The organism is Sphaerisporangium perillae (genome assembly GCF_023276435.1).
GTDB lineage: Bacteria > Actinomycetota > Actinomycetes > Streptosporangiales > Streptosporangiaceae > Sphaerisporangium > Sphaerisporangium perillae.
The window spans coordinates 58,326-77,308 of record NZ_JALLPO010000042.1; the positions used below are offsets into that span (position 1 = coordinate 58,326).

The following is an 18,983-nucleotide window of genomic DNA, read 5'->3' on the forward strand; positions in this document are numbered from 1 at the left end:
CGTAGAAGGTCCGATCCGATGCAAAACCCTAGTTGAGCGAGCCGTCCCCGTAAGGGATTCCGCGCTATTCGCAAGGCGACCGCCACTGAAGCGGGCAGGCCCTTCAGGGCATGATTCTTCCAAAATGCTCATTCCCCCGGCACAAGGCGGCTGCCCCGCGACGGGTTCGAACCCGAGGAGAACGCGCTTCTCGTAGCACAGCGGGACCGTCGCGAAATCCGGTTGCTCCATCACCTCGTCGCTGGTTCGGTGGGCGGATGGATCGTGATGCGGTGCTGGCGACGTTCGACCATCAGATGCGGCAGAACGCCCAGTCTGACGGCCCCGAAGCCCGGGTCGAGCGAGTGGGCGGCGTGGTGCGGCAGCTCGGCGCCGACCATGGCTGGAATGGTGTCATCTGGTCGGACCTGGACGAGACGACCGCGGATACCGCGATCGCGGAGCAGGTGCGTTATTTCACTGCGATGGGCCGCGAGTTCGAGTGGAAGCTGTACGCCCACGACCGGCCCGCCGACCTCGCGGCCCGGCTGCGGACGGCCGGTTTCGCGCCCGAACCGGAGGAGACACTGATGGTCGCCCAGGTCAGCGACCTGCCCACCAACGTCGAACTTCCCGAGGGCGTGCACTTGCGCCCGGTGACCGACCCGGCCGGGGTGGAGCTGATGGCGGACGTCCATGAGCAGGCATTCGGCACCGACGGCTCCAAGCTCAGACGTCAGCTGCTCGCCCAACTCGCCAAGGAGCCGGAGACGCTCGCCGCGGTCGTCGCCATGGCAGGTGACCTGCCGGTGAGCTCGGCCCGCATGGAGTTGCCGCCAGGCGTTCAGTTCGCCGGCCTGTGGGGCGGCGGCACCGTGGAAGCCTGGCGCGGACAGGGCATCTACCGAGCACTGGTCGCATTTCGCGCCCGCATCGCGGCCGAACGCGGCTACCGCTACTTGCAGGTCGACGCCTCCAGCCAGAGCCGCCCCATCCTGCGACGCCTCGGGTTCGTGCCCTTGAGCACCACCACCCCGCACGTCCACCAGCCCTAGCGGCTCCACCTGGAGAGGCGTCCCGGTTGAGCTGTTGACCACACGTTAAGGTCGTGGACGCATCCTGCCTTCGTCGAGTCGAACGGAGGTCGGGTGGAACGCATCGCGGTGGTCGTCCATGCGCACGACCCCATTTCCCGCGCCGGGGTGGTGAGCCGGCTCCGGCCGCGTCCCGAGGTCCGCGTCCTCGAACAGACCCGGCTCGACGAGGCACGGGTCGCGCTCGTCGTCACCGACAGGCGTGTGTTCCGACACTCTGCGCGTCCTGCGGGCCCTGCGCTGTCGCAGCGAACTTCGGCTGGTCGTCGTCGCGGGAAAGGTCGACGACACCGGGCTGCTCGCGGTGGTGGAGATCGGCGTCGCGGGTGTGGTGCGGCGCGCCGAAGCCACCCCGGAACGCCTCATCTCGGTGATCGAGTCCGCTGCCGCCGGTGACGGCAGCATCCCACCGGACCTCCTCGGCAGGCTCCTGTCCCAGGTCAGCATGATCCAGCGCGATGTGCTCGGCCCGCGCGGGCTGAACTTCACCGGTCTCGCCGATCGGGAGATCGAGGTGCTGCGCCTGATCGCGGAGGGGTACGACACCGCCGAGATAGCGGCCGCCCTGTCGTACTCGCAGCGCACGGTGAAGACCGTCCTGCACGATGTCACGACCAGGCTCAACCTGCGCAATCGGTCGCATGCGGTCGCGTACGAACCCGGCAGGGGCGATCACCATGGTCAGGCAGGACGGCGGAGCGTCCGCGAACTCCACGAGCAGCCGGCTCCTCACCAGCCCGGTCCGCCCCCCGTCCGCTCCCCGCCCGGACATGCGCCGCCACCCCCTTCCCGCCAAGACACGCACCGGCCCCGTTCCGGGGTGCCCGCGCGGGTGCCGGCAACCAGAAGGACCTCGCGACGGCCGGTCACGCATGAGTGCCCTTGTCCACACATCCCCGAAGAAACAGCCCGGATCAAGCACCGACGGGCAGGCGATACTTCTTGTTTAGTGGCACACTTCCGACTTTTGCCCGGTCTATCGCCTTCTCGGACCCCAAGCGCCCGCCGAGCACAGCACCCCCGGCCGGCGACCTTCGGCCAGCTCAACGAGGACGACGGGTTCTTCGACACCTACATCGACGAGCTGTACGGCCACATCGACCTGGCCATCCCCAACGGCCAGACGCGCGGCTTCAACTCCGCCGTCATCACCGGCTACTACTGATCGGAAGACCGAGGCCTTCAGAAGGCGGTCGCGCCGACCCGCTCCGCCAGTGCTCTCAGCCCCTTCTCCGTCGCCGACCCTTTCGGTGCCGTGTACGTGCACAGGCGCTGGCCCGGATCGGTCGGCAACGCGAACGCCTCATACGTCAGCACCAGCTCGCCCACTTCCGGGTGCAGCATGCGCTTCGTGCCGCGGCTCCGTTCCCACACCGCCTGCGCCTCCCAGTAGTGCCGGAACTCCTCGCTCGCCTCCCGTAGATCACAGACGACACGCTGCACCCGGGACTGGTCGTGACGGCGCCCGATCTCCGCGCGGAGGCTCGCCACCGTCTCTTCCGCGTCCTGCTCCCATTCGGGAAGCAGCGCCTTGGCGTCGGGATTCAGGAAGATCAGCCGGGCGCCGTTGAGGTCCGCCTCGGGGAGGGCGTCGAAGTCGAACGAGATCCGGCCGGCGATCCGGTTCCAGGCCAGAATGTCCGTGCCCGGGCCGTAGACGATGGCGGGGACGGTGTCGTCCATCGCGTCCAGCAGCTCCTGGATCTGCGGCCGCACTCGCGGCCGGGGGCCTCTGCCCGCGTCGCAGACGCCGGCATCGGCACTGGCCCGCCGCCGAGCCTGCGTGATGTTGCGCAGGTACGTGTGCTCGTCGAGGGTCAGCCGCAACGCCCGCGCGACCGCGTCGACCACCGCGTCGGAGACGGCGTGCGCGCGGCCCTGCTCGATGCGGGTGTAGTAGTCGACGCTGACCCCGGCGAGCTGGGCGACCTCCTCGCGGCGCAGGCCGCGTACCCGCCGCCGGGCGAACCCGTCCGGCAGGCCGAGCGTGGCGGCGTCCAGCGCGGCCCGCCGCGCCTTCAGGAACGGCCCGATCTCGTCCTCAGCATGGCCCATACCTGCCATTATGCGACGGCGTGCGGTTTGGGGGGGTCTGTCAGACCCAGGTTAGGCCGGGCCTGGTACCGGGCCCGGCGCGGGTTGAGGCTGGATCCGTATCCACGAAACGATCCGCAGGAGGCATTACCTCATGAAGCGCAGGATCCTCGGCGGCACGGGCATCTCGGTCAGCCAGTACGCGCTCGGCGCGATGATGTTCGGCGCCCTCGCCAACGAGGACCACGACGAGTGCGTGCGCATCATCCACCGCGCCCTCGACGCTGGAATCAACTTCGTCGACACCGCCGACATCTATTCGCGGGGAGAGTCGGAGGAGATCGTCGGCAAGGCGCTCAAGGGCCGTCGCGACGACGTCGTCCTGGCGACCAAGGCCCACGGTTCGATGGGCCCGGACGCCAACCACGGCGGGAACTCCCGGCGCTGGCTCGTCCGCGAGGTCGAGAACAGCCTGCGGCGCCTGGGCACCGACTACATCGACCTGTATCAGATCCACCGCCCCGACCCGGCCACGGACATCGACGAGACGCTCTCCGCCCTCACCGACCTGGTCCGGGCGGGCAAGGTCCGGGCCGTGGGCAGCTCCACCTTCCCGGCGGAGCAGATCGTCGAGGCGCAGTGGGCATCCGAGCGGCGCGGCCACGTCCGCTTCCGCACCGAGCAGCCCCCGTACTCGATCCTGGCGCGCGGTGTGGAGGCGGCGGTGCTGCCGACCACGCAGAAGTACGGGATGGGCGTGCTGACCTGGGGCCCGCTGTCGGCGGGCTGGCTGTCCGGCCGCTACACCCAGGCGGCCGACATCGACCTGACGGGCACCGGCCGCGCGGCCTTCGAGCGCCACAAGTTCGACCCGTCGCTGCCCGAGAACGCGCTCAAACTCCAGGCCGTCGGTGAGCTGACGAAACTCGCGGCGGAGGCCGGTCTGTCGCTGCCGCACCTGGCCGTCGGATTCGTCCTGGCCCACCCGGCCGTCACCTCGGTGATCATCGGGCCGCGCACCATGGAGCACCTCGACGACCTGCTGGCCGGGGCCGACACGGTGCTGAGCGAGGACGTGCTGGACCGGATCGACGAGATCGTGCCGCCGGGCACCGACCTCAACCGGGCGGACAGCTACTACGTGCCGCCGGCCCTGGCGGACAAGACGCTACGCCGGCGGGCCGGGGCAGATCTCGCAGGCAGGTAGCCCGCGGCGGCGGTTCGCGGCACATGTGCGATGTCGGTTCAGCGGATGCCTGAAGTGCTCGTCCGGCTGAGCCTGACGGAGCCGCGAACCGTCGCCCCCTCCGACCGGCTGAACCCTTCAGGCATCCCGCGAGTAGAACAGGGCGAACGCCATGGCCAGCAGCACGGCCGTGAAGGCGGCCATCAGCCCCAACCCCGCCCAGGGGGTCAGCCGGTCGGCGTTCTGAACGGTGGTGGCGACCTGGAGACCGGCCGAGATGGGCCAGTACGTCATCAGCACCTCACCAGCCGACTCGGGCAGGAGCCTGGGTCCGATGATGGGGATGAGGAAGTTGACCGCCACCAGCACGGTGACAGCCATCATGGTGCTCCGCAGCAGGCAGCCCAGTGCCACGCCCACCAGGCCCACCAGCCCCCAGATCAGCCCCATCCCGGCGACCGCCCGCAGCACTCCGGGCTGCCCGAGCGTCGCGGTGGGGGCACCGGCGGCGCCGATCGCCGCTTGCCCGAGCAAGAACGAGGCGAAGCTCGCGACCTCTCCCGCGACCAGGGCGATTCCCCCGAACAATCCGACCTTGGCGGCCAGCAGCCGTCCTCGCCGCGGCACCACGGTCAGGCTCGTCCGGATCATCCCGGTGACGTATTCCGAGGTCATCACCAGCACGCCCAACGCACCCACGGCGATCTCGGCGAACAGGAACCCGCCGTACATGCTGATGTACGTGGCGTCGAACGCCCGGCTCGCCGCCGCCTGGTAACCCTCGCCCGCGCGGTAGGCGGTGACAGTGCCGAGACCCACCATGAGCACCACGGCGGTCAGCATGGTGGAGATGTTCGACGGGATCGTGCGGAACTTGGTCCACTCCGACCGGAACGTGTCCGCGATGGTGGCCCTCATGCCACGACCGCCTGGAACTCGAGGCTGTCACGGGTCAGGTTCATGTACGCCTCCTCCAGGGAGAGCCGCTGGGGTGTCAGCTCCGACAGCACCACCCTGGCCTCCGTTGCCAGCCTGCCGATCTCCTTGGCCTCCAGCCCTGTGACGACGAGAGCGCCCTCGGCGCCCGGCTCCACACAGGCGCCCGCCTCGGTCAGGCGGCGGGTGAGAAGTCCCTGGTCCTCCGCGCGGACCAGCACGCCGGAGCTGTGCCGGACGAACTCCCGCATTTCGACGTCCGCGATCAGCTTCCCCTTGCCGATGACGACGAGGTGGTCGGCGGTCAGCGCCATCTCGCTCATCAGATGGCTGGAGACCAGGACGGTGCGGCCGTCGTCGGCCAGTCCGCGCATCAACTCGCGGATCCACTTGATGCCTTCGGGATCGAGGCCGTTGACCGGCTCGTCGAACAGCAGCACCTTCGAATCGCCGAGGAGCGCCGCCGCGATGCCGAGCCGCTGGCTCATGCCCAGGGAGAACGTGCCGGACCGCTTGCGCGTCACCGATCCCAGCCCGACCAGGTGCAGTACCTCGTCCACCCGTTTGCCGGGGATCGCGTTGCTGTGGGCGAGCCAGAGCAGGTGGTTACGCGCCGTACGCCTGCCGTGCACGGCGCGGGCGTCCAGGAGGGCGCCCACCTCGCGCATCGGCAGGGGCGCATCCACGTAGTCGCGGCCGTTGACCCGCACTCTTCCCTCATCCGGCCGGTCAAGACCGAGGATCATCCTCATGGTCGTCGATTTGCCCGCTCCGTTGGGCCCGAGAAATCCGGTGACCCGGCCCGGCTCGACGGTGAACGTCAACCCATCCACGGCCGTCCTGTCGCCATAGCGCTTGGTCAATCCCTCGAGCTGGATCATCTTCCAGGCCTGCCGTCGATCTCCATGACTGTCATGTCCCGAGCATCACCGGTGCACATCCCTTCCGAAATCCACCGAACGGTTGATACGTGGCCCCACCGCGGGGAAGGCTCGAGTGCTGAACCATCACGCAGGCGGTGCCTCCGACAAGAAAACTTATCTTGACGGGAAGAGTTGTCGGTGAGTAGGTTGGGGCACACAAGGACAAGAGAGGCAGGGGTCAGTGATGAGGAAGATAGTTGCGGGGCTGTTCATCTCGCTGGACGGCGTGGTCGAGTCGCCGGAGAAGTGGCACTTCCCGTACTTCAGCGACGACATGGGCGCGGTGGTCGGCGGCCAGATGGCGGAGACGGACACGATGCTGCTGGGGCGCCGCACGTACCAGGCCTTCGCCGAGCACTGGCCGCACCAGAGCAGCGACGAGCCGCCGGCCGACTTCATGAACGGGGTGCAGAAGGTCGTCGTCTCCACCACCCTCGACAAGGCGGAGTGGGAGCCGGCCACGATCATCAGTGAGGACGTGAACGATCAGCTCACCGCGCTCAAGGCGCAGCCCGGCAAGGACATCTCCATCACCGGCAGCCCGACCCTGGTGCGCACGCTGCTGCGCGACGGCATGCTCGACGAGCTGCGGCTGCTGGTGCACCCCATCGTGGTCGGCCATGGTCAGCGGCTGTTCGACGGAGCGGCCGAATCGATCGGCCTCACCCTGGTGAGTTCGCGGACCATCGGCAACGGCGTGCTGTACCTGGTGTACGCACCGGCGCCGATCCCGGCCCAGTAGCCACCCGAGACCTGGCACGAAGGGCGCCCGGAGCAGTCGCACCAAGGGCTCAGCCCCGCTCGCGGTAGATGGTCCAGGGCGCCCTGCCGGGCCGGGTACGCGGGCCCTCGGCAGTACGCGGCGCGACTTGACCTGAAGTGGACTCCAGCTACCAGGCTGATCCACATGACACACATCCCCCTCGCCCTGGGCACCATCCCATTCGGCACCGTCCTCGACGACAGGGACACGTTCGCGATCCTCGACCGGTTCGCCGAGGCCGGAGGTGCCCTGCTGGACACCGCGAACAACTATCCGTTCTGGAACGAGGGCGCCACCGGGGACGAGAGCGAGCTGGCCATCGGCCGCTGGCTGACCGCCCGGGGCAACCGCGACCGGATCGTACTGAGCACCAAATGCGGCGCCCGGCCGACCGTTCCCGGCGACCGGACCCTGGACTCCGCCGAAGGCCTGTCCGCCGCGGCGATCGCCGCGGCCGCCGAGGGCAGCCTGCGGCGGCTGGGCACCGACCACATCGACGTTTACTGGGCTCACATCGAGGATCGCTCCGTCCCCCTGGAGGAGACCCTGGGCGCCTTCGCCGAACTGGCGCAGGCGGGCAAGGTCCGCGAGATCGGCGCGAGCAACATGCCGGCCTGGCGCCTGGAGCGTGCCCGTGCCGCCTCGAGGGCAGGCGGCTGGCCGCTCTACACCAACGTGCAGCTCCGCCACACCTACCTGCGGCCCCGGCCCGGAGTGCGGCTGCCCGAGTCGGGCCACGTCCTGGCCCAGGACGACATGCTCGACTACCTGCGCTCGGAGCCCGGCCTCACCCTGTGGGCGTACAACACGCTCATGTTCGGCGCGTACACCCGCGAGGACCGGCCGATCCCGGAGGCCTACGACCACCCCGGCACCGTGCGCGGGCTCATCGTCCTGCGGGAGATCGCGCGCGAACTGGGCGCGACCGTCAACCAGGTAGTACTGGCCTGGCTGATCGGCGGAGACGTCACGACGATCCCCATCGTCGGCGTGAGCTCACTCGCCCAGTTGGAGGAGGCCTTGGGCGCCCTGGACATCAAGCTCGACAGCGAACACCGCACCCGCCTGGACGCCGCCCGCTAACGCCGCCCGGCGGACGGTTGCTGTTGGCCTGCAGGCAGCCGGCCCGTCGCTCAGAACAGCCAGCCGAGCAGGCCGCCGTCCTGGGTCTTCGTCGGGCTCGGGGCCGGCTTTGGCGCCTGCGTGGTCGGCGGGGGCGTCGGGGATGGCTGGGGGTTGGGGGTCTCCGGCTGCTGCGGGAGGCTGCTGGACGTTGGTGACGGCTGGGGCGGGTGGGCGCGGGTGCGCGTGGGAGTCGGCCGGGACGTGGGCTGGCGGGTGTGCCGTACCTGGGAGGCCGTCGGCGTGGGGGTCTCGCTGGGGGGCGCCGTCGTCTCGTCAGTCCCGGCGGTGGACTCGGTGGCCGGGTCGGTGAGGCTGGGGCCGACGGTTGGGCCATCGGTCAGCGCGGGGTCCTGCTGGACCGAGGCGCAGTGGCCGGGGGTCGAGCACGCCGCGTCCGGCTTGGAGCCGACCGAGGTGGACACGATCCAGCCGCCCGCGACCGCGAGCACGACGATCGCGACCATGGCGAGGATGAGCTGCTTGTTCTTGCCGCCCTTCTTCTCCTCCTCCAGGTCGTTCTCGCCGGTCCAGCCCGAACCGAGATAGCCGCGGTCCTCTTCCCCGTCGGGGTCCCAGTTCTCGCCGTCCGGCCGCTCGTGGTCGTGGGACGCCTCGTCGCCCTCGGAGCGGTAGAGATACTCGAAGCCTTCGAGGCTTTCGGATTGTTCGTGGTCCTCGACCCGCTCTTGGTCCACCCAGACGAGGTCCGATGAGTCGTCGCCATCGACGCGAGCCGGTTCGTGTCCGGGCGTCCAACCGTCGGACAGCACGTCGCCGCGCGGGCGCTCGGGTTCGTTGTTCTGGTCGATGCCCCAAGGATCGATCTGCTGGAGAGGATCCTCTTCGTGGGATCTCGGGTGGCCGTCGCGGTCCATGCCGAACCTCTCTGCTGTGAATCCTTGCCGCGCAACTTCTTAGCAGTTCCGACAGCGCCTTGTCGGGAAACTTCACATATTTCCCAGAGGTCGCAAGCCTCCCACCGGTCACGCCGGTCGCAAGCTAATGCTTGATGGCGAAGCCGCAACGATTGAGTGGCCGGCCGAGCCGAACCCGGGCCCCGATGAGGGCCCGATGCGGTCGACAAGGATCGGCCCGCGCTCGTGCCGGCCAGGGATCGATGAGGCCCTGGTGGCGCGACCGGGACGAAGCAGCAGCGAACCACCTGGAAGGGGTGGCCCAGTGAACCCGACCGCGACGGCGCTGCGCGCAGGCTGGTCCCGCGGCCTGATCGAACTTCGCCGGTCCTTCACGGGCGCCGGGCTGATCGGCCACCTCTTCTGGCCCGTCCTGACGCTGGTGGCCATCTTCCTTCACCGCGTTCGGCATGCGGGCAGCGCCTCAACAGCCTTGTGAGACAGCGTGTGCCTGCCACCGTACGGCCCGGTTGATGCCTGAACATCACGAAAGTGGTCGACCGTCGCGAGACTGTGGACTTAGTTCACACAAGGGATGTATGTTACCCAAGTGCCAATCACGATTAGGCCCCCCGACGACAGAGAAGGCGGATGACCATGGGTAGCGGCTATGGGACCTGCACCTACTGCAACAACGGACGATGCGACCTGTGCAGCGGCGACCGCTGCTCATGCGCGGACAGGCATCACCTTTAGTCCCTATCCGGGCCCCAGCCCCCAATTGCACGACGACGACTCCAGGCCCATAACTCAGCGATGAGGGACCGACGCGCTCGCCCGGCGCGAGCCGTACAACGACAGCGCCTACCCCGCAACCCACACGCGGTCTCCTCACTTCAAGGACACGCTCGGCCGGCTGCACGACATCAACGCCGGCTCCCTGGGGCTGTGGTGTTCTGGCTGTTCTGCGCCACGGTCATCGGCATCGGCATCGCCACGACGCCGTCCTTCGCGCCGTAGCCCAACGGGACAGGCCCCCCGCACACACGTTCCGCTCGAGAGGCGGCGGTGCGGGGGGCGGTCACTAAGTTTCCGCATCCATCCGGTTCCGTCCCGACTTCTTCGACGACTTGGAGGACCAATGCACTCCCTCGATCGGGACATTTGGGACGTCCTCACTCGGACGGTCATGCGAATCGACCTCGGCGAACGAGTGGCGGAGGTAGGTCCCGCGCGGCTCGGGACTCAGGAGGGCGAGTTTCCTGATGCCGGGGGTCGCACCATCCATATCTTCCCCACCGGTCGGGCGAACATCGATGGCTGGGGCCGGAGGTCGCGTTACGCGCCCGCCACGAGGAGCGGCGGACATACCTGGTGGAAGGTGGAGTGCGAAGATCCAGACGGAGAATCGACGACCTCCGGCCTGGCAGTGGCGGGTCTGACCGACAACGAAGCTCGCGATCTGGGCGTCGAGAGGTGGCGGAGCCCTGTGGTGATCGCCTGGAGTCCGCAGGAGTGGCGCGTGCTGACATCCGATGGCCTCTCCACCATGACGACAGGCTGGCGCCTGCGTACGGCCCCGGCGGTCGCACGCCGTGCCGCGCGGCGCGTCCTGACGCCCATTGCCACCCCGGAACCGATGGCCGCCCCGGAACCGGTGGAGGATGTGGCGCCATCGCCCGTGATCTGGCCGAAGCCTCCCAAGCTGCGGGCCGCGCGCGCCCGGCGTCTCGTGCTGGACAGCCTGGATCGCACCCAGGTCCCGGTGGATGACGAGGTGCGGGACCGACTGGCCGAGATCGATGACCGGCTGCGTGACGGCAGCCTTCTGATCTTCTGCCGTACTTTGACCGGCGGTGGCCGCGTCCAGATCGAGATTGACACATGGCCCCCCACTGAGATTACTGAGGTTGCCGAGTATTTCGGGGAGGAACTGCTGGCCGTCTACCAGGGCAGGCCGCTATTCCAGGGGTCCTGGGAGCGCCGGGTGTCCGGTATCCCTTACGGCTCTGTGATGTCTATGAAGGTCTGGCAGATTCTCGGCGGCGAGAGGCGGGTCCACGTGCTTCGCCGACGCGGTGTCGTCGAGGTCCATGTTGAGCACGGCGAGACCGTCGAGGTGCGTGACCTCGGCCCGGGAGCGGACGCGATCTCCCATGCGGCCGGGCATCGTCCGGAGTTGTTCTCCCTGCCGTCCCACGCGGCCGTCGACATCGCCTGTGATGACCCGGATGGCGTCGCCGATCTCCTGTCGCTGAGCGACAAGGGCCAGGTGGACGCACCCCTCGACGAGGAGGAGGAAGAAGAAGAAGAGTTCAACCGGACGTGGTACGACGGCACCGTGGGGGTCCGTCTGAACATCAACGGCGTGCCGTACACCGCCGGCCAGTGCGATAACACCTGGGTGTTCTTCCCCCTCGAGCAGCCCGACGGACGGTCGGGACCGCCCGAGCCGCTCGTGGACGCAATCCATAGCGAAGATTCCTACGGCTGGGAGGGGGGGTCTCCCGGCTCGGCCAGCCATTTCTGGGAAGGCATCGGACGGGTTCGCCCAGGCCTGAACATCGCCTGGTGCGCCTACGACGAAGGCGGATTCATCCTCCTCGGCCGTGGCGATCTGGACGCCTTCGCCGTCAAGGCGATGGCGCAGGGTTTTCTTGCCGGCCAGGACGATGACGAAGACTCACAGGGAGCGTCGAATGACTGACTGGTGGCTTGAGGCCGACACGAACGAGCTGGTCCAGGCCGTAGCCCTGTGCCCCAGCGTGTCACCGAGCGGGGAAACACAGCGGGCAGAAAGTTGGGGACTCGCCTTCTACCTGGTCAGGCTCGCCGATCACGACCATGTCGAGCTCCGTACCTACGGTGACGCCGGCGCCGACTTCGAATCAGCGTTCCCGCCTCCGTACACGCTGAGCACCGTGCACGGAGTCGTGCTCAGCCTGGTCGCGGCCTTCCGAGATGAGGAGGTCTCCCGGCCCCGGCCCTTGATCTGGCCTGTCGTGCCGCAGACGGAGTCCGACGCTCCGGAGGGAGACGATGATCCGGATCCGACACCGGACCCTGACGGCAACTATCCCGAAGGGACCATTGTCGCGGGCGAGTGGGCCGGAGTCTTCTGCATCGAGGATTACCGCGTGTTCCAGGAGCACATCGGGTACATCGAAGCGGTGCACGCCGCCACTACCTATGGCGAGGCCCGGGCGGCCGGGGCGGAGGTGGACGACCGGCGGTACCTGGACTACTACGCCGACACCTACCTCGAAGCCCATCCAGATGAAGACGAGAACATCTGGCAACTCGACGACGACGAGTGTTGGCAGGTTGTCTGCCCTCCCGACGACGCGCCTTTCAAGCTGGATAGGCACCCGATGTGGAGTGAAGGCGACTGGGGTCCGCGGCCCAGCAACTTCGGATACTGGACGGACGAACACTTCAAGACGTTCATCTACGGCGACAACGGCGGCCGTGTCTCGTCCATCGAGGGGTTCCATCCAGAAGAAGGCGAAGAGATCGTGCGCCACCTCCGTTCCCAAGGCTGGACAGTGCTCACTGGTTACCGCATGCACCACTACTGGGGCTGACTTCCCTCCAAGCCACCGGCGACTCCGGGCCGCTGTGGCAGCGGCGACCTACTGAAGCTGCACGAGCACGCCAGCACTTCCGTTATGCGGCCACTGAGCGTGGAGCTCTGCCTGCTGGGGCACAACCGCATCGGGCACATCGAAGAAGTAGCACCCTTCGGCGCTGGTCCCTGGCTGTAGCGATTTATCCAGCTCATCGCGGCAGTCAGCTCCCATGAGGTCGATTCCCGCGTAACGCGTACCGTCCTGAATCAGGTACTGAAGCTCGGAGGTGGCGGGAGTGTTGGGTGTCTTACCTACGTTCTTCACCTTGACGTGCAGTACGACGAACTGACCGTTGGCGGGTTTGGCGTCCTCAACGACCTCAGTGTTGCTCTTGATCAGCTCTACGCCTGTTTCTACCTTCGTTACCGTGAACTCGCTGCTCCAGTCGTAAGGGGTCCCCTCGAGATCTGGAGCAGGTCCGTCCGGATCCTGATCAACGACCGGATCTCCCATCTTGGCCGTAGGCATGGGGGTAGGGGCCGGCTGCTCGGACTGAGCTGCCGACTGTTCCATAGGCGGCGCGGAATCGCTGCCGGGATCGCTGCATCCGGTCAACGCCGGCATGGCCAACACTGCTCCGAGCACAAGGCTCGGGATAGAGAGGGACTTCACAGGAGGCTCCTGACGAGGGTCAATCATGGGCTGCGGCAGGATACTGTCCCGCGTTTGACCTGCTGTGATGAGGGTGCGCCTCCGGCGGGGCCCCGGCTCCGGGATGATCGCCACGCGTAAGAGCCAGGGTTCGCAGGATGCCCCCAATGTCTGTCAAGAGGCCTGTCTGTCAAGGGGCCCTAATTGCTCGTTCCTCAGGGCTGTCTTGCCTGGTCAGGGCCTTATAGATCTCGCGGGCGATGTAGCGCTTGAGCCAACGGATGATCTCTTTCTGGAGAGACCTTCGGCGCTCGGCGTCGGCCCTGCCTGAACGTGGCCTGTAGGTATCGGCTGGGCATCAATGGGCATGACCGAGATTCACAGCCTCCAGACAAGAGCATCAGTCTCTGCCAGTTGTCCCCCTGAGCACGGTGGCGTCCGAAGGGCGGCGTCTCTCTCACTCGCTGCCGTTCCATCCTCTCAACCTCGGCGAAGAGGCTCTTCAGGTGTTGTTCGGCTTCTCCCTAGAGGGAGAAGCCGGCGACGTTGACCCGGACGACCTCCAGCTGCACGGTTTCCGCACTGGCAAAGGGCCGGCTCAGCAGGTGCTTTCCCTGAGGACGCCAGAAAGGCCGAGGGCGGCTCTTCGCCCAGGTCACATCGGGCTAGTCGTGCCCGCCGCGGTCGTCCTTCCCACCGTGGTCGTCACGCCCCCCGCGGTCATCGAAGCCCCCGTGCCCGCCGCGGTCGTCACGCCCTCCACGGTCATCGAAGCCCCCGTGCCCGCCGTGGTCATCGCGGACGCCGTGGTCATCGCGGACGCCGTGGTCATCGACCCCGCCGCGATCATCCTTCCCACCGTCGTCATCGCGACCGCGATCGTCGAGCCCGCCGCGGTCGTCGCGTGGGCTCTCGGTCGGCGTGGGGGTAGCGCGATCGTCGAGCCCGCCGCGGTCGTCGCGTGGGCTCTCGGTCGGCGTGGGGGTAGCGCGGTCATCGACCCCGCCGCGGTCGTCGCGTGGGCTCTCGATGGGCGTGGGGGTCGCGGTGATCGTGGACGTGACGCTTGTGGTCTCCGCCGCCGCCGGTGTGGCCTGCGGGCTCGCGACGGCGGTGCCCGTGGCCGCCAAGGCGAGGAGTGCGGCCGATCCGGCCGCCGCGAGGGTCAGTTTCTTCACCTTGCTGATGCGTGGTGTGTTTGCCATGTGCCCAGAGTCGGCGTCAGCACCATAAGCCCGCGCTCAGGCGTCGTTAAGGGACTCCTAATTCAACGACTCGAGCCCTTCCCCGCGGCGACACCCTGCTGGCGCGGCGAACCCTGACCCCTTCGTTTGGCCTCATGGACGCGTTTTCCGGCATAGCCGAGAGGGTCGTACCAGCGCTGGGTCCGGCTAAGGAAGAACTGATGCTTCAGCCCGCATGATCATCTATTTGGCGTCACTGGGTCGAGCCGCCGGCAGGGAACACGTTTGGGGCGCTCAGCGCGCCGAATCCGGTGACCACGCCGAGCGCGGAGGGCGCGGCCGTGCCGGCGATCGCGTTGAGGTGCAGGACGAGCAGCAATTGCGGGGGGTGGACAAAGCGGCGTAGAAGCCGAGTTGTGTGAGCATCATCGCCGGGATGAACCGGCGCGTGGGGGTGACCTGGTCGCTGCGGTTTTCCCGAACGCGGAGTTCGACCCCCTCTCCATTCGGAGATGGGCAGTGAGCAAGCCCGCGCGTTCAATGGGGCCAGCCTCGCATCCGGTTTACCGGAAGCCCTGATCTGGGAGATTGAGATGACCATCAACCGCACCGCGATGATCGACTACGTCGATGCCCGCATCGCGCAGACCAGCAACTCGAAGCACGTTGAGCAGCTGAAGGTGCTGCGCGCGCACATGGTGGGCGAGGTCAGCGAGGACGTGGACGCGCTCCTCGCGACGATCTCCCCTCTGCGCCAGCAGTATCGCACGTGGGGTGCCCCGGAGGACCTGCAGCCGGCCTCGCTCGAAGCGATCCGGGCGTTCTACTTCCAGCGTCAGGCTCTGGGGCAGCTGTACTTCCAGTTCGACATCGACCGGCTCACGGTCGCCGACGACATCATCATCACCGACGGGGTGATGACGTCTTTCGTCCCTGGCGCGTTCGTGGTGGGAATGGGCCTGCAGACCAGCCAGCCCGAGGCAGTCCACGAGATCACGATGCAGATGCTCATTTCCTGGCCGTTCGACGAGACCGGCCTGCTTATCGGCGAGGAGACCTATTCCGCGGTCATCGCCGTCCGCCCGCTAGCCGACTCGGAGATCCCCGCGGACCTCCCCGCTGCCCTGGTCGGCTGACGTGCGCGTTTTGGATCCCGCAGACATGATCGGTGCCGCCGCGGCGCGGCACGGCGACCGGACCGCGCTCATCTGCCGGGACCGGACCCTCACCTACGCCGAGCTCGACGCCGCCGTCAGCCAGGTCGCGGCCGGCCTGAGCCGGCACGGCGTGCGGCCCGGCGAGCGGGTGACCCTGTTCTCGGAGAACCGCTGGGAGTGGGTCGCGGCCTACCACGGCATCCTGCGGGCCGGCTGCGTGGTCAACCCTGTCAACGCGATGCTCACCGCACCGGAACTGACGGTCATCGTCGAGGACTGTGGCTCGGCGGCGCTGCTCGCCTCGGGGATCTGCACCGAGCGGGTCGGCTCCATGCTGCCGGGCGGCGTCCGGCTCCGGGTGTCATTTGACGATGCCCCGGCAGGCGTCGTGCGGCTCGCCGATCTGCTCAGCGACGGCCCGGCCGACTGGGACTCGTCCTCCGCCCGGCCCCGGGACCTGTGCGGCATCTCCTACACGTCGGGCACGACGGGCCGTCCGAAGGGCGCTATGCAGGCCCGGGAGGCGCTCCTGCTGAACTGGGCTTACACCGCCGCGATGCATGCCCGGTCCGCTGTGGACGTGGTCCTGACCGCGCTGCCCCTGCCGCATGTCTACGGCAACTGTGCGGTCAACTCGGCGCTGCTGACGGGAGCGACGGTGGTCCTCGAGCCGCGCTTCGACGCCACGCGGATGCTGGGCCTGGTAGCGGAGCACGGTGTCACCATGATCGAGGGCGTGCCCGCCATGTACTCGATGATGCTGGACGCGCTCGCCACGACGGTCGCCGACTTCACGACGGTGACCCGCTGCACGGTCGGCGGCCAGACCATCTCCGATGCTGTCGTCGAGGCATGGGAGAAGGTTGCCGGCGCTTCGCTTCTTGAACTGTGGGGAATGACGGAACTTTCTGGCCTGGCGACGACGCATGCCGCGTACGCGCCGCCGGCCAGGGGCTCGATCGGGGTGGCCTTCCCCGGGACGGAGGTCCGGGTGGCGTCCCTCGATGAGGTCACCGTGGACGCGCCCGAGGGCGAGGATGGCGAGCTGATGGTACGCGGGCCGCTGGTCACCCTCGGGTACTACGGCAACGAGACGGCAACCCGCGAAACCATCGAGCGAGACGGCTGGATGCACACCGGCGACATCTCGCGCCGGCAGGGCACGCATTTCTACATCGTCGACCGGCTCAAGGACATGATCCTCAGCGGCGGGTACAACGTGTACCCGGCAGAGATCGAGCGGGTGCTCGCCGGGCACCCGGATGTCGCCCTGGTCGGGGTGGGCCGGGTGCCCGACCCCAGACTCGGAGAGGTCGCACACGCCTACGTCGTGCCGGCGCAGGGGCATGCGCCGGATCCGGATGCGATCCTCGCGTTCGCCCGCACCCAGCTCGCCCCGTACAAGCTCCCCAAGGCGGTGCATGTCGTGGCGTCCCTGCCCACCACACCGAGCGGCAAGATCAGGCGCCGCGACCTCACGCCGCCGCCCGGCACACCGGGGACGCCGCCGATGTGACCGCCAGTTCATATCAGCCCGGCCTCGCGCGCCCGGCTGATGGCCTCGACCCGGTTGCGGGCGCCGAGCTCGGCCAGGGCCTGCTGCCAGTAGGTCTTCACGGTGTTCTTCGCAAGGCCCAGGGCACGCCCGATCTCCTGGTTCGTGCGCCCCTGGGTCACCAGCTCAAGGATCTGCCGCTGACGAAGGGTCAGCGAGAACGGCGGCTGCCGGTCGCCGCAGGCCGGGCTGGCCGCGCAGGGATCCTGGACGGCACGCTGAATGCCGACGGGGCCGCGCACCACGCGGCTCAGGCCCGTCGTGCTCCGCTCTAGCCGAGCCAGGACCTCGGCCACCGCCGGATCGTCCCCGGCCAGGCTGCGCAGCTCACCCAGGGCCGTACTGACCTCATGGACACGGGAGGCCACCTGCTCATGCAACCAGGCAGTGGTGTCGTCGCGCTGGCGGGCAAGCGCGAGCTCTAGCCGCTGGTCGTGCTCGTCGATCAACCGCAGGGCCTGCTCAAGGTCGCGGGCCCGTGCGGTGACCGCGTCAATCCGGCGGTCGCTGAACTGCCCGGGCGAGCGCGCGCCGACGGTGACCACGCCGAGGATCCGGTGGCCGCGACGCACCGGGACCGCGAGCATACGGGCAATCGACTCACCGGCGACGACGCGATCGAAGTCGTGCGTGATGGTGTCCGCCGCGAAGTAGTCGTCAACGAACTCAGGCCGCGCGTTCGCCGCGGCCTTGCCCGTCAGCCCGCGCCCCGCCGCGACCATCAGCCCCGGCAAGGCCCGGGTGCGCGCCCCATGGACCTGGCCGAGCACCAGCCGACCATCGGCCGGCGCAGCGAACCAGGCCACCTCGCCCGGCTCGGCCGCCGCAGCCAGCACCCGGGCCGCAGCAGCCCGCCGAACCGAATCACCGTGCCGAGCGCGCCGACGTCCCCGACCCCCGCGCACTGGAAGCCCATCATCAGACATCACTGCACCAGGCACCGCTGATCACTGGAGGGCAGCGGCCTCGGCTCCGTCGAGACCATCGGGCCTCGCTCCGGTCGGCCACCAGGACCCGCCTTCCCCAGCGTAGGTCGGACACGCGGCTCGGCCGCTGCCGGTCGTCTCGTCCGGGGCCTGCCCGCCGCCGACCACGATCGCGACCCGTGCCGTGCATGTCCATGCCCCTTCCCGGGACACATCACGAAACGTACGTAACGAGGGACGAGCGAGGGGTACCTGCCCCAGGCACGACCACGGGCAAGCCTCGACAACCGGGGCGGCCGCGGGGCTGGCCACGTAGCGCCGACACGGAGCGGGTGATCTTGACGGCGGCCGGTGAGCCGCCACTGGCCCAGGGCTACGGTCGACTGCCGATGGAGGCCGTCGCGGCACGCAGCACCACGTCTTATCCAGCCGCCACGGCTAGGTGGGCCACTGTGGAGCCGATTTGCCCGCTGCCGATGCGAGCCGTCATGGACACGGCAATGTGGAGTGATCAATGGCCCCTTTGCCGGATGGGTCGTCGTCGAACGCGCCCGTAGCGCCAAGCGCGCCACTATAGTTGCGCCGTCCAGTCAGCGGTTTCCACGATTTGCTTGATACGGTTGATGAATCCGGCCGCGTAGGCGCCATCGAAGGCGCGATGGTCGAACGACAGCGCGAGGTTGCCGACCGGATGGGCCGTGATCACCTCTTGCGCTCCGGGGGCGTCGAGTACGATCGGCCGCTTCTTCACGCCGTCGGTAGCCAGGATGGCCACCTGCGGCTGATTGATGATGGGTGCGCTGATCAGCGTGCCGAAAGGTCCGGGGTTGGTGATCGTGAACGTGCCATCCTCGACGTCTGATCCGCCCTACGCTTTCCGGACAGCTGCTTAACGGCTAATTCACGCTGCGAGCTGCTGGTTCAGGTACTCGTCGTGGACCTGTTGCGGGGTCCGGTAATCGAGTCCTGAGTGGCGGCGCCTCGAATTGTATCGGAATTCGATGTAACGAGCAACGTCGCGGCGGGCTCGTTCGCGAGTCGGATATT

18 protein-coding genes and 2 pseudogenes are annotated in these 18,983 nt (G+C 68.2%); 11 read left to right on the forward strand and 9 right to left on the reverse strand.

Annotation, left to right across the window (positions count from 1 at the left end; all coding sequences use genetic code 11):
• Positions 1–257 precede the first annotated feature (257 nt).
• Together MYF83_RS33455 and MYF83_RS33460 are read left to right on the forward strand one after the other, a co-directional pair.
• Positions 258–1,034, forward strand: coding sequence for a GNAT family N-acetyltransferase (locus tag MYF83_RS33455; RefSeq protein WP_248964754.1), 777 nt, complete (start codon positions 258–260; stop codon positions 1,032–1,034).
• A gap of 241 nt (positions 1,035–1,275) precedes the next feature.
• Positions 1,276–2,238: a response regulator transcription factor gene (locus tag MYF83_RS33460; protein ID WP_248964755.1), complete on the forward strand. Its 963-nt coding sequence runs from the start codon at positions 1,276–1,278 to the stop codon at positions 2,236–2,238.
• A gap of 17 nt (positions 2,239–2,255) precedes the next feature.
• On the opposite strand, the gene MYF83_RS33465 is transcribed toward MYF83_RS33460, so the two are convergent.
• Positions 2,256–3,128, reverse strand: coding sequence for a helix-turn-helix domain-containing protein (locus MYF83_RS33465; protein ID WP_248964756.1), 873 nt, complete (start codon positions 3,126–3,128; stop codon positions 2,256–2,258).
• Positions 3,129–3,261: 133 nt separating this feature from the next.
• On the opposite strand from MYF83_RS33465, the gene MYF83_RS33470 reads away from it, so the two are divergent.
• On the forward strand, positions 3,262–4,314 hold the full coding sequence (locus MYF83_RS33470; protein ID WP_248964757.1) for an aldo/keto reductase: 1,053 nt from the start codon (positions 3,262–3,264) through the stop codon (positions 4,312–4,314).
• Positions 4,315–4,431: 117 nt separating this feature from the next.
• Here MYF83_RS33470 and MYF83_RS33475 read toward each other — a convergent pair whose 3' ends face one another.
• Together MYF83_RS33475 and MYF83_RS33480 are read right to left on the reverse strand one after the other, a co-directional pair.
• A complete protein-coding gene (locus tag MYF83_RS33475) occupies positions 4,432–5,211 on the reverse strand; it encodes an ABC transporter permease (protein WP_248964758.1) in 780 nt (259 codons plus the stop codon).
• Positions 5,208–6,110: an ABC transporter ATP-binding protein gene (locus MYF83_RS33480; protein WP_248964759.1), complete on the reverse strand. Its 903-nt coding sequence runs from the start codon at positions 6,108–6,110 to the stop codon at positions 5,208–5,210. The genes MYF83_RS33475 and MYF83_RS33480 overlap by 4 nt, the downstream gene beginning before the upstream one ends.
• Positions 6,111–6,336: 226 nt before the next feature.
• Here MYF83_RS33480 and MYF83_RS33485 point away from each other — a divergent pair, with 226 nt between their 5' ends.
• On the forward strand, positions 6,337–6,894 hold the full coding sequence (locus tag MYF83_RS33485) for a dihydrofolate reductase family protein (RefSeq protein ID WP_248964760.1): 558 nt from the start codon (positions 6,337–6,339) through the stop codon (positions 6,892–6,894).
• A 165-nt stretch (positions 6,895–7,059) separates the two neighbouring features.
• Positions 7,060–7,998: an aldo/keto reductase gene (locus MYF83_RS33490; RefSeq protein ID WP_248964761.1), complete on the forward strand. Its 939-nt coding sequence runs from the start codon at positions 7,060–7,062 to the stop codon at positions 7,996–7,998.
• Positions 7,999–8,048: 50 nt separating this feature from the next.
• Here MYF83_RS33490 and MYF83_RS33495 read toward each other — a convergent pair whose 3' ends face one another.
• On the reverse strand, positions 8,049–8,915 hold the full coding sequence (locus MYF83_RS33495; protein WP_248964762.1) for a flagellar basal body-associated FliL family protein: 867 nt from the start codon (positions 8,913–8,915) through the stop codon (positions 8,049–8,051).
• 304 nt (positions 8,916–9,219) lie between these two features.
• Here MYF83_RS33495 and MYF83_RS33500 point away from each other — a divergent pair, with 304 nt between their 5' ends.
• The 3 genes from MYF83_RS33500 (at position 9,220) to MYF83_RS33510 (ending at position 12,478) form a co-directional block, all read left to right on the forward strand.
• A complete protein-coding gene (locus tag MYF83_RS33500; protein ID WP_248964763.1) occupies positions 9,220–9,393 on the forward strand; it encodes a hypothetical protein in 174 nt (57 codons plus the stop codon).
• A gap of 690 nt (positions 9,394–10,083) precedes the next feature.
• Positions 10,084–11,601, forward strand: a complete 1,518-nt coding sequence (locus MYF83_RS33505) for a DUF3293 domain-containing protein (RefSeq protein WP_248964764.1) — start codon at positions 10,084–10,086, stop codon at positions 11,599–11,601.
• Positions 11,567–12,478 carry a hypothetical protein gene (locus MYF83_RS33510; protein WP_248964765.1) on the forward strand — a complete coding sequence of 304 codons (912 nt, stop codon included), beginning with the start codon at positions 11,567–11,569 and terminating at the stop codon, positions 12,476–12,478. The genes MYF83_RS33505 and MYF83_RS33510 overlap by 35 nt, the downstream gene beginning before the upstream one ends.
• Before the next feature lie 48 nt (positions 12,479–12,526).
• Here the strand turns inward: MYF83_RS33510 and MYF83_RS33515 are convergent, their stop codons facing one another.
• The gene (locus tag MYF83_RS33515; RefSeq protein WP_248964766.1) at positions 12,527–13,135 is read right to left on the reverse strand and encodes a DUF4352 domain-containing protein; all 609 of its coding nucleotides are present in this window, start codon (positions 13,133–13,135) and stop codon (positions 12,527–12,529) included.
• Between the two features lie 410 nt (positions 13,136–13,545).
• On the opposite strand from MYF83_RS33515, the gene MYF83_RS33520 reads away from it, so the two are divergent.
• Positions 13,546–14,436, forward strand: a complete 891-nt coding sequence (locus tag MYF83_RS33520) for a DUF6928 family protein (RefSeq protein WP_248964767.1) — start codon at positions 13,546–13,548, stop codon at positions 14,434–14,436.
• 115 nt (positions 14,437–14,551) lie between these two features.
• On the opposite strand, the gene MYF83_RS43270 is transcribed toward MYF83_RS33520, so the two are convergent.
• Positions 14,552–14,677, reverse strand: coding sequence for a hypothetical protein (locus tag MYF83_RS43270; protein ID WP_279340420.1), 126 nt, complete (start codon positions 14,675–14,677; stop codon positions 14,552–14,554).
• Between the two features lie 133 nt (positions 14,678–14,810).
• On the opposite strand from MYF83_RS43270, the gene MYF83_RS33525 reads away from it, so the two are divergent.
• Together MYF83_RS33525 and MYF83_RS33530 are read left to right on the forward strand one after the other, a co-directional pair.
• Positions 14,811–15,434 carry a hypothetical protein gene (locus tag MYF83_RS33525; protein ID WP_248964768.1) on the forward strand — a complete coding sequence of 208 codons (624 nt, stop codon included), beginning with the start codon at positions 14,811–14,813 and terminating at the stop codon, positions 15,432–15,434.
• A 25-nt stretch (positions 15,435–15,459) separates the two neighbouring features.
• Positions 15,460–16,971: a class I adenylate-forming enzyme family protein gene (locus MYF83_RS33530; protein WP_248964769.1), complete on the forward strand. Its 1,512-nt coding sequence runs from the start codon at positions 15,460–15,462 to the stop codon at positions 16,969–16,971.
• An 8-nt stretch (positions 16,972–16,979) separates the two neighbouring features.
• Here MYF83_RS33530 and MYF83_RS33535 read toward each other — a convergent pair whose 3' ends face one another.
• The 3 genes and pseudogenes from MYF83_RS33535 to MYF83_RS33545 all read right to left on the reverse strand — a co-directional run.
• On the reverse strand, positions 16,980–17,846 hold the full coding sequence (locus MYF83_RS33535; RefSeq protein WP_248964770.1) for a LuxR C-terminal-related transcriptional regulator: 867 nt from the start codon (positions 17,844–17,846) through the stop codon (positions 16,980–16,982).
• Between the two features lie 661 nt (positions 17,847–18,507).
• Positions 18,508–18,786, reverse strand: a pseudogene (locus tag MYF83_RS33540) (2-oxo acid dehydrogenase subunit E2); the annotation flags it as partial.
• Positions 18,787–18,837: 51 nt separating this feature from the next.
• Positions 18,838–18,983, reverse strand: a pseudogene (locus MYF83_RS33545) (IS3-like element ISAar4 family transposase); the annotation flags it as partial.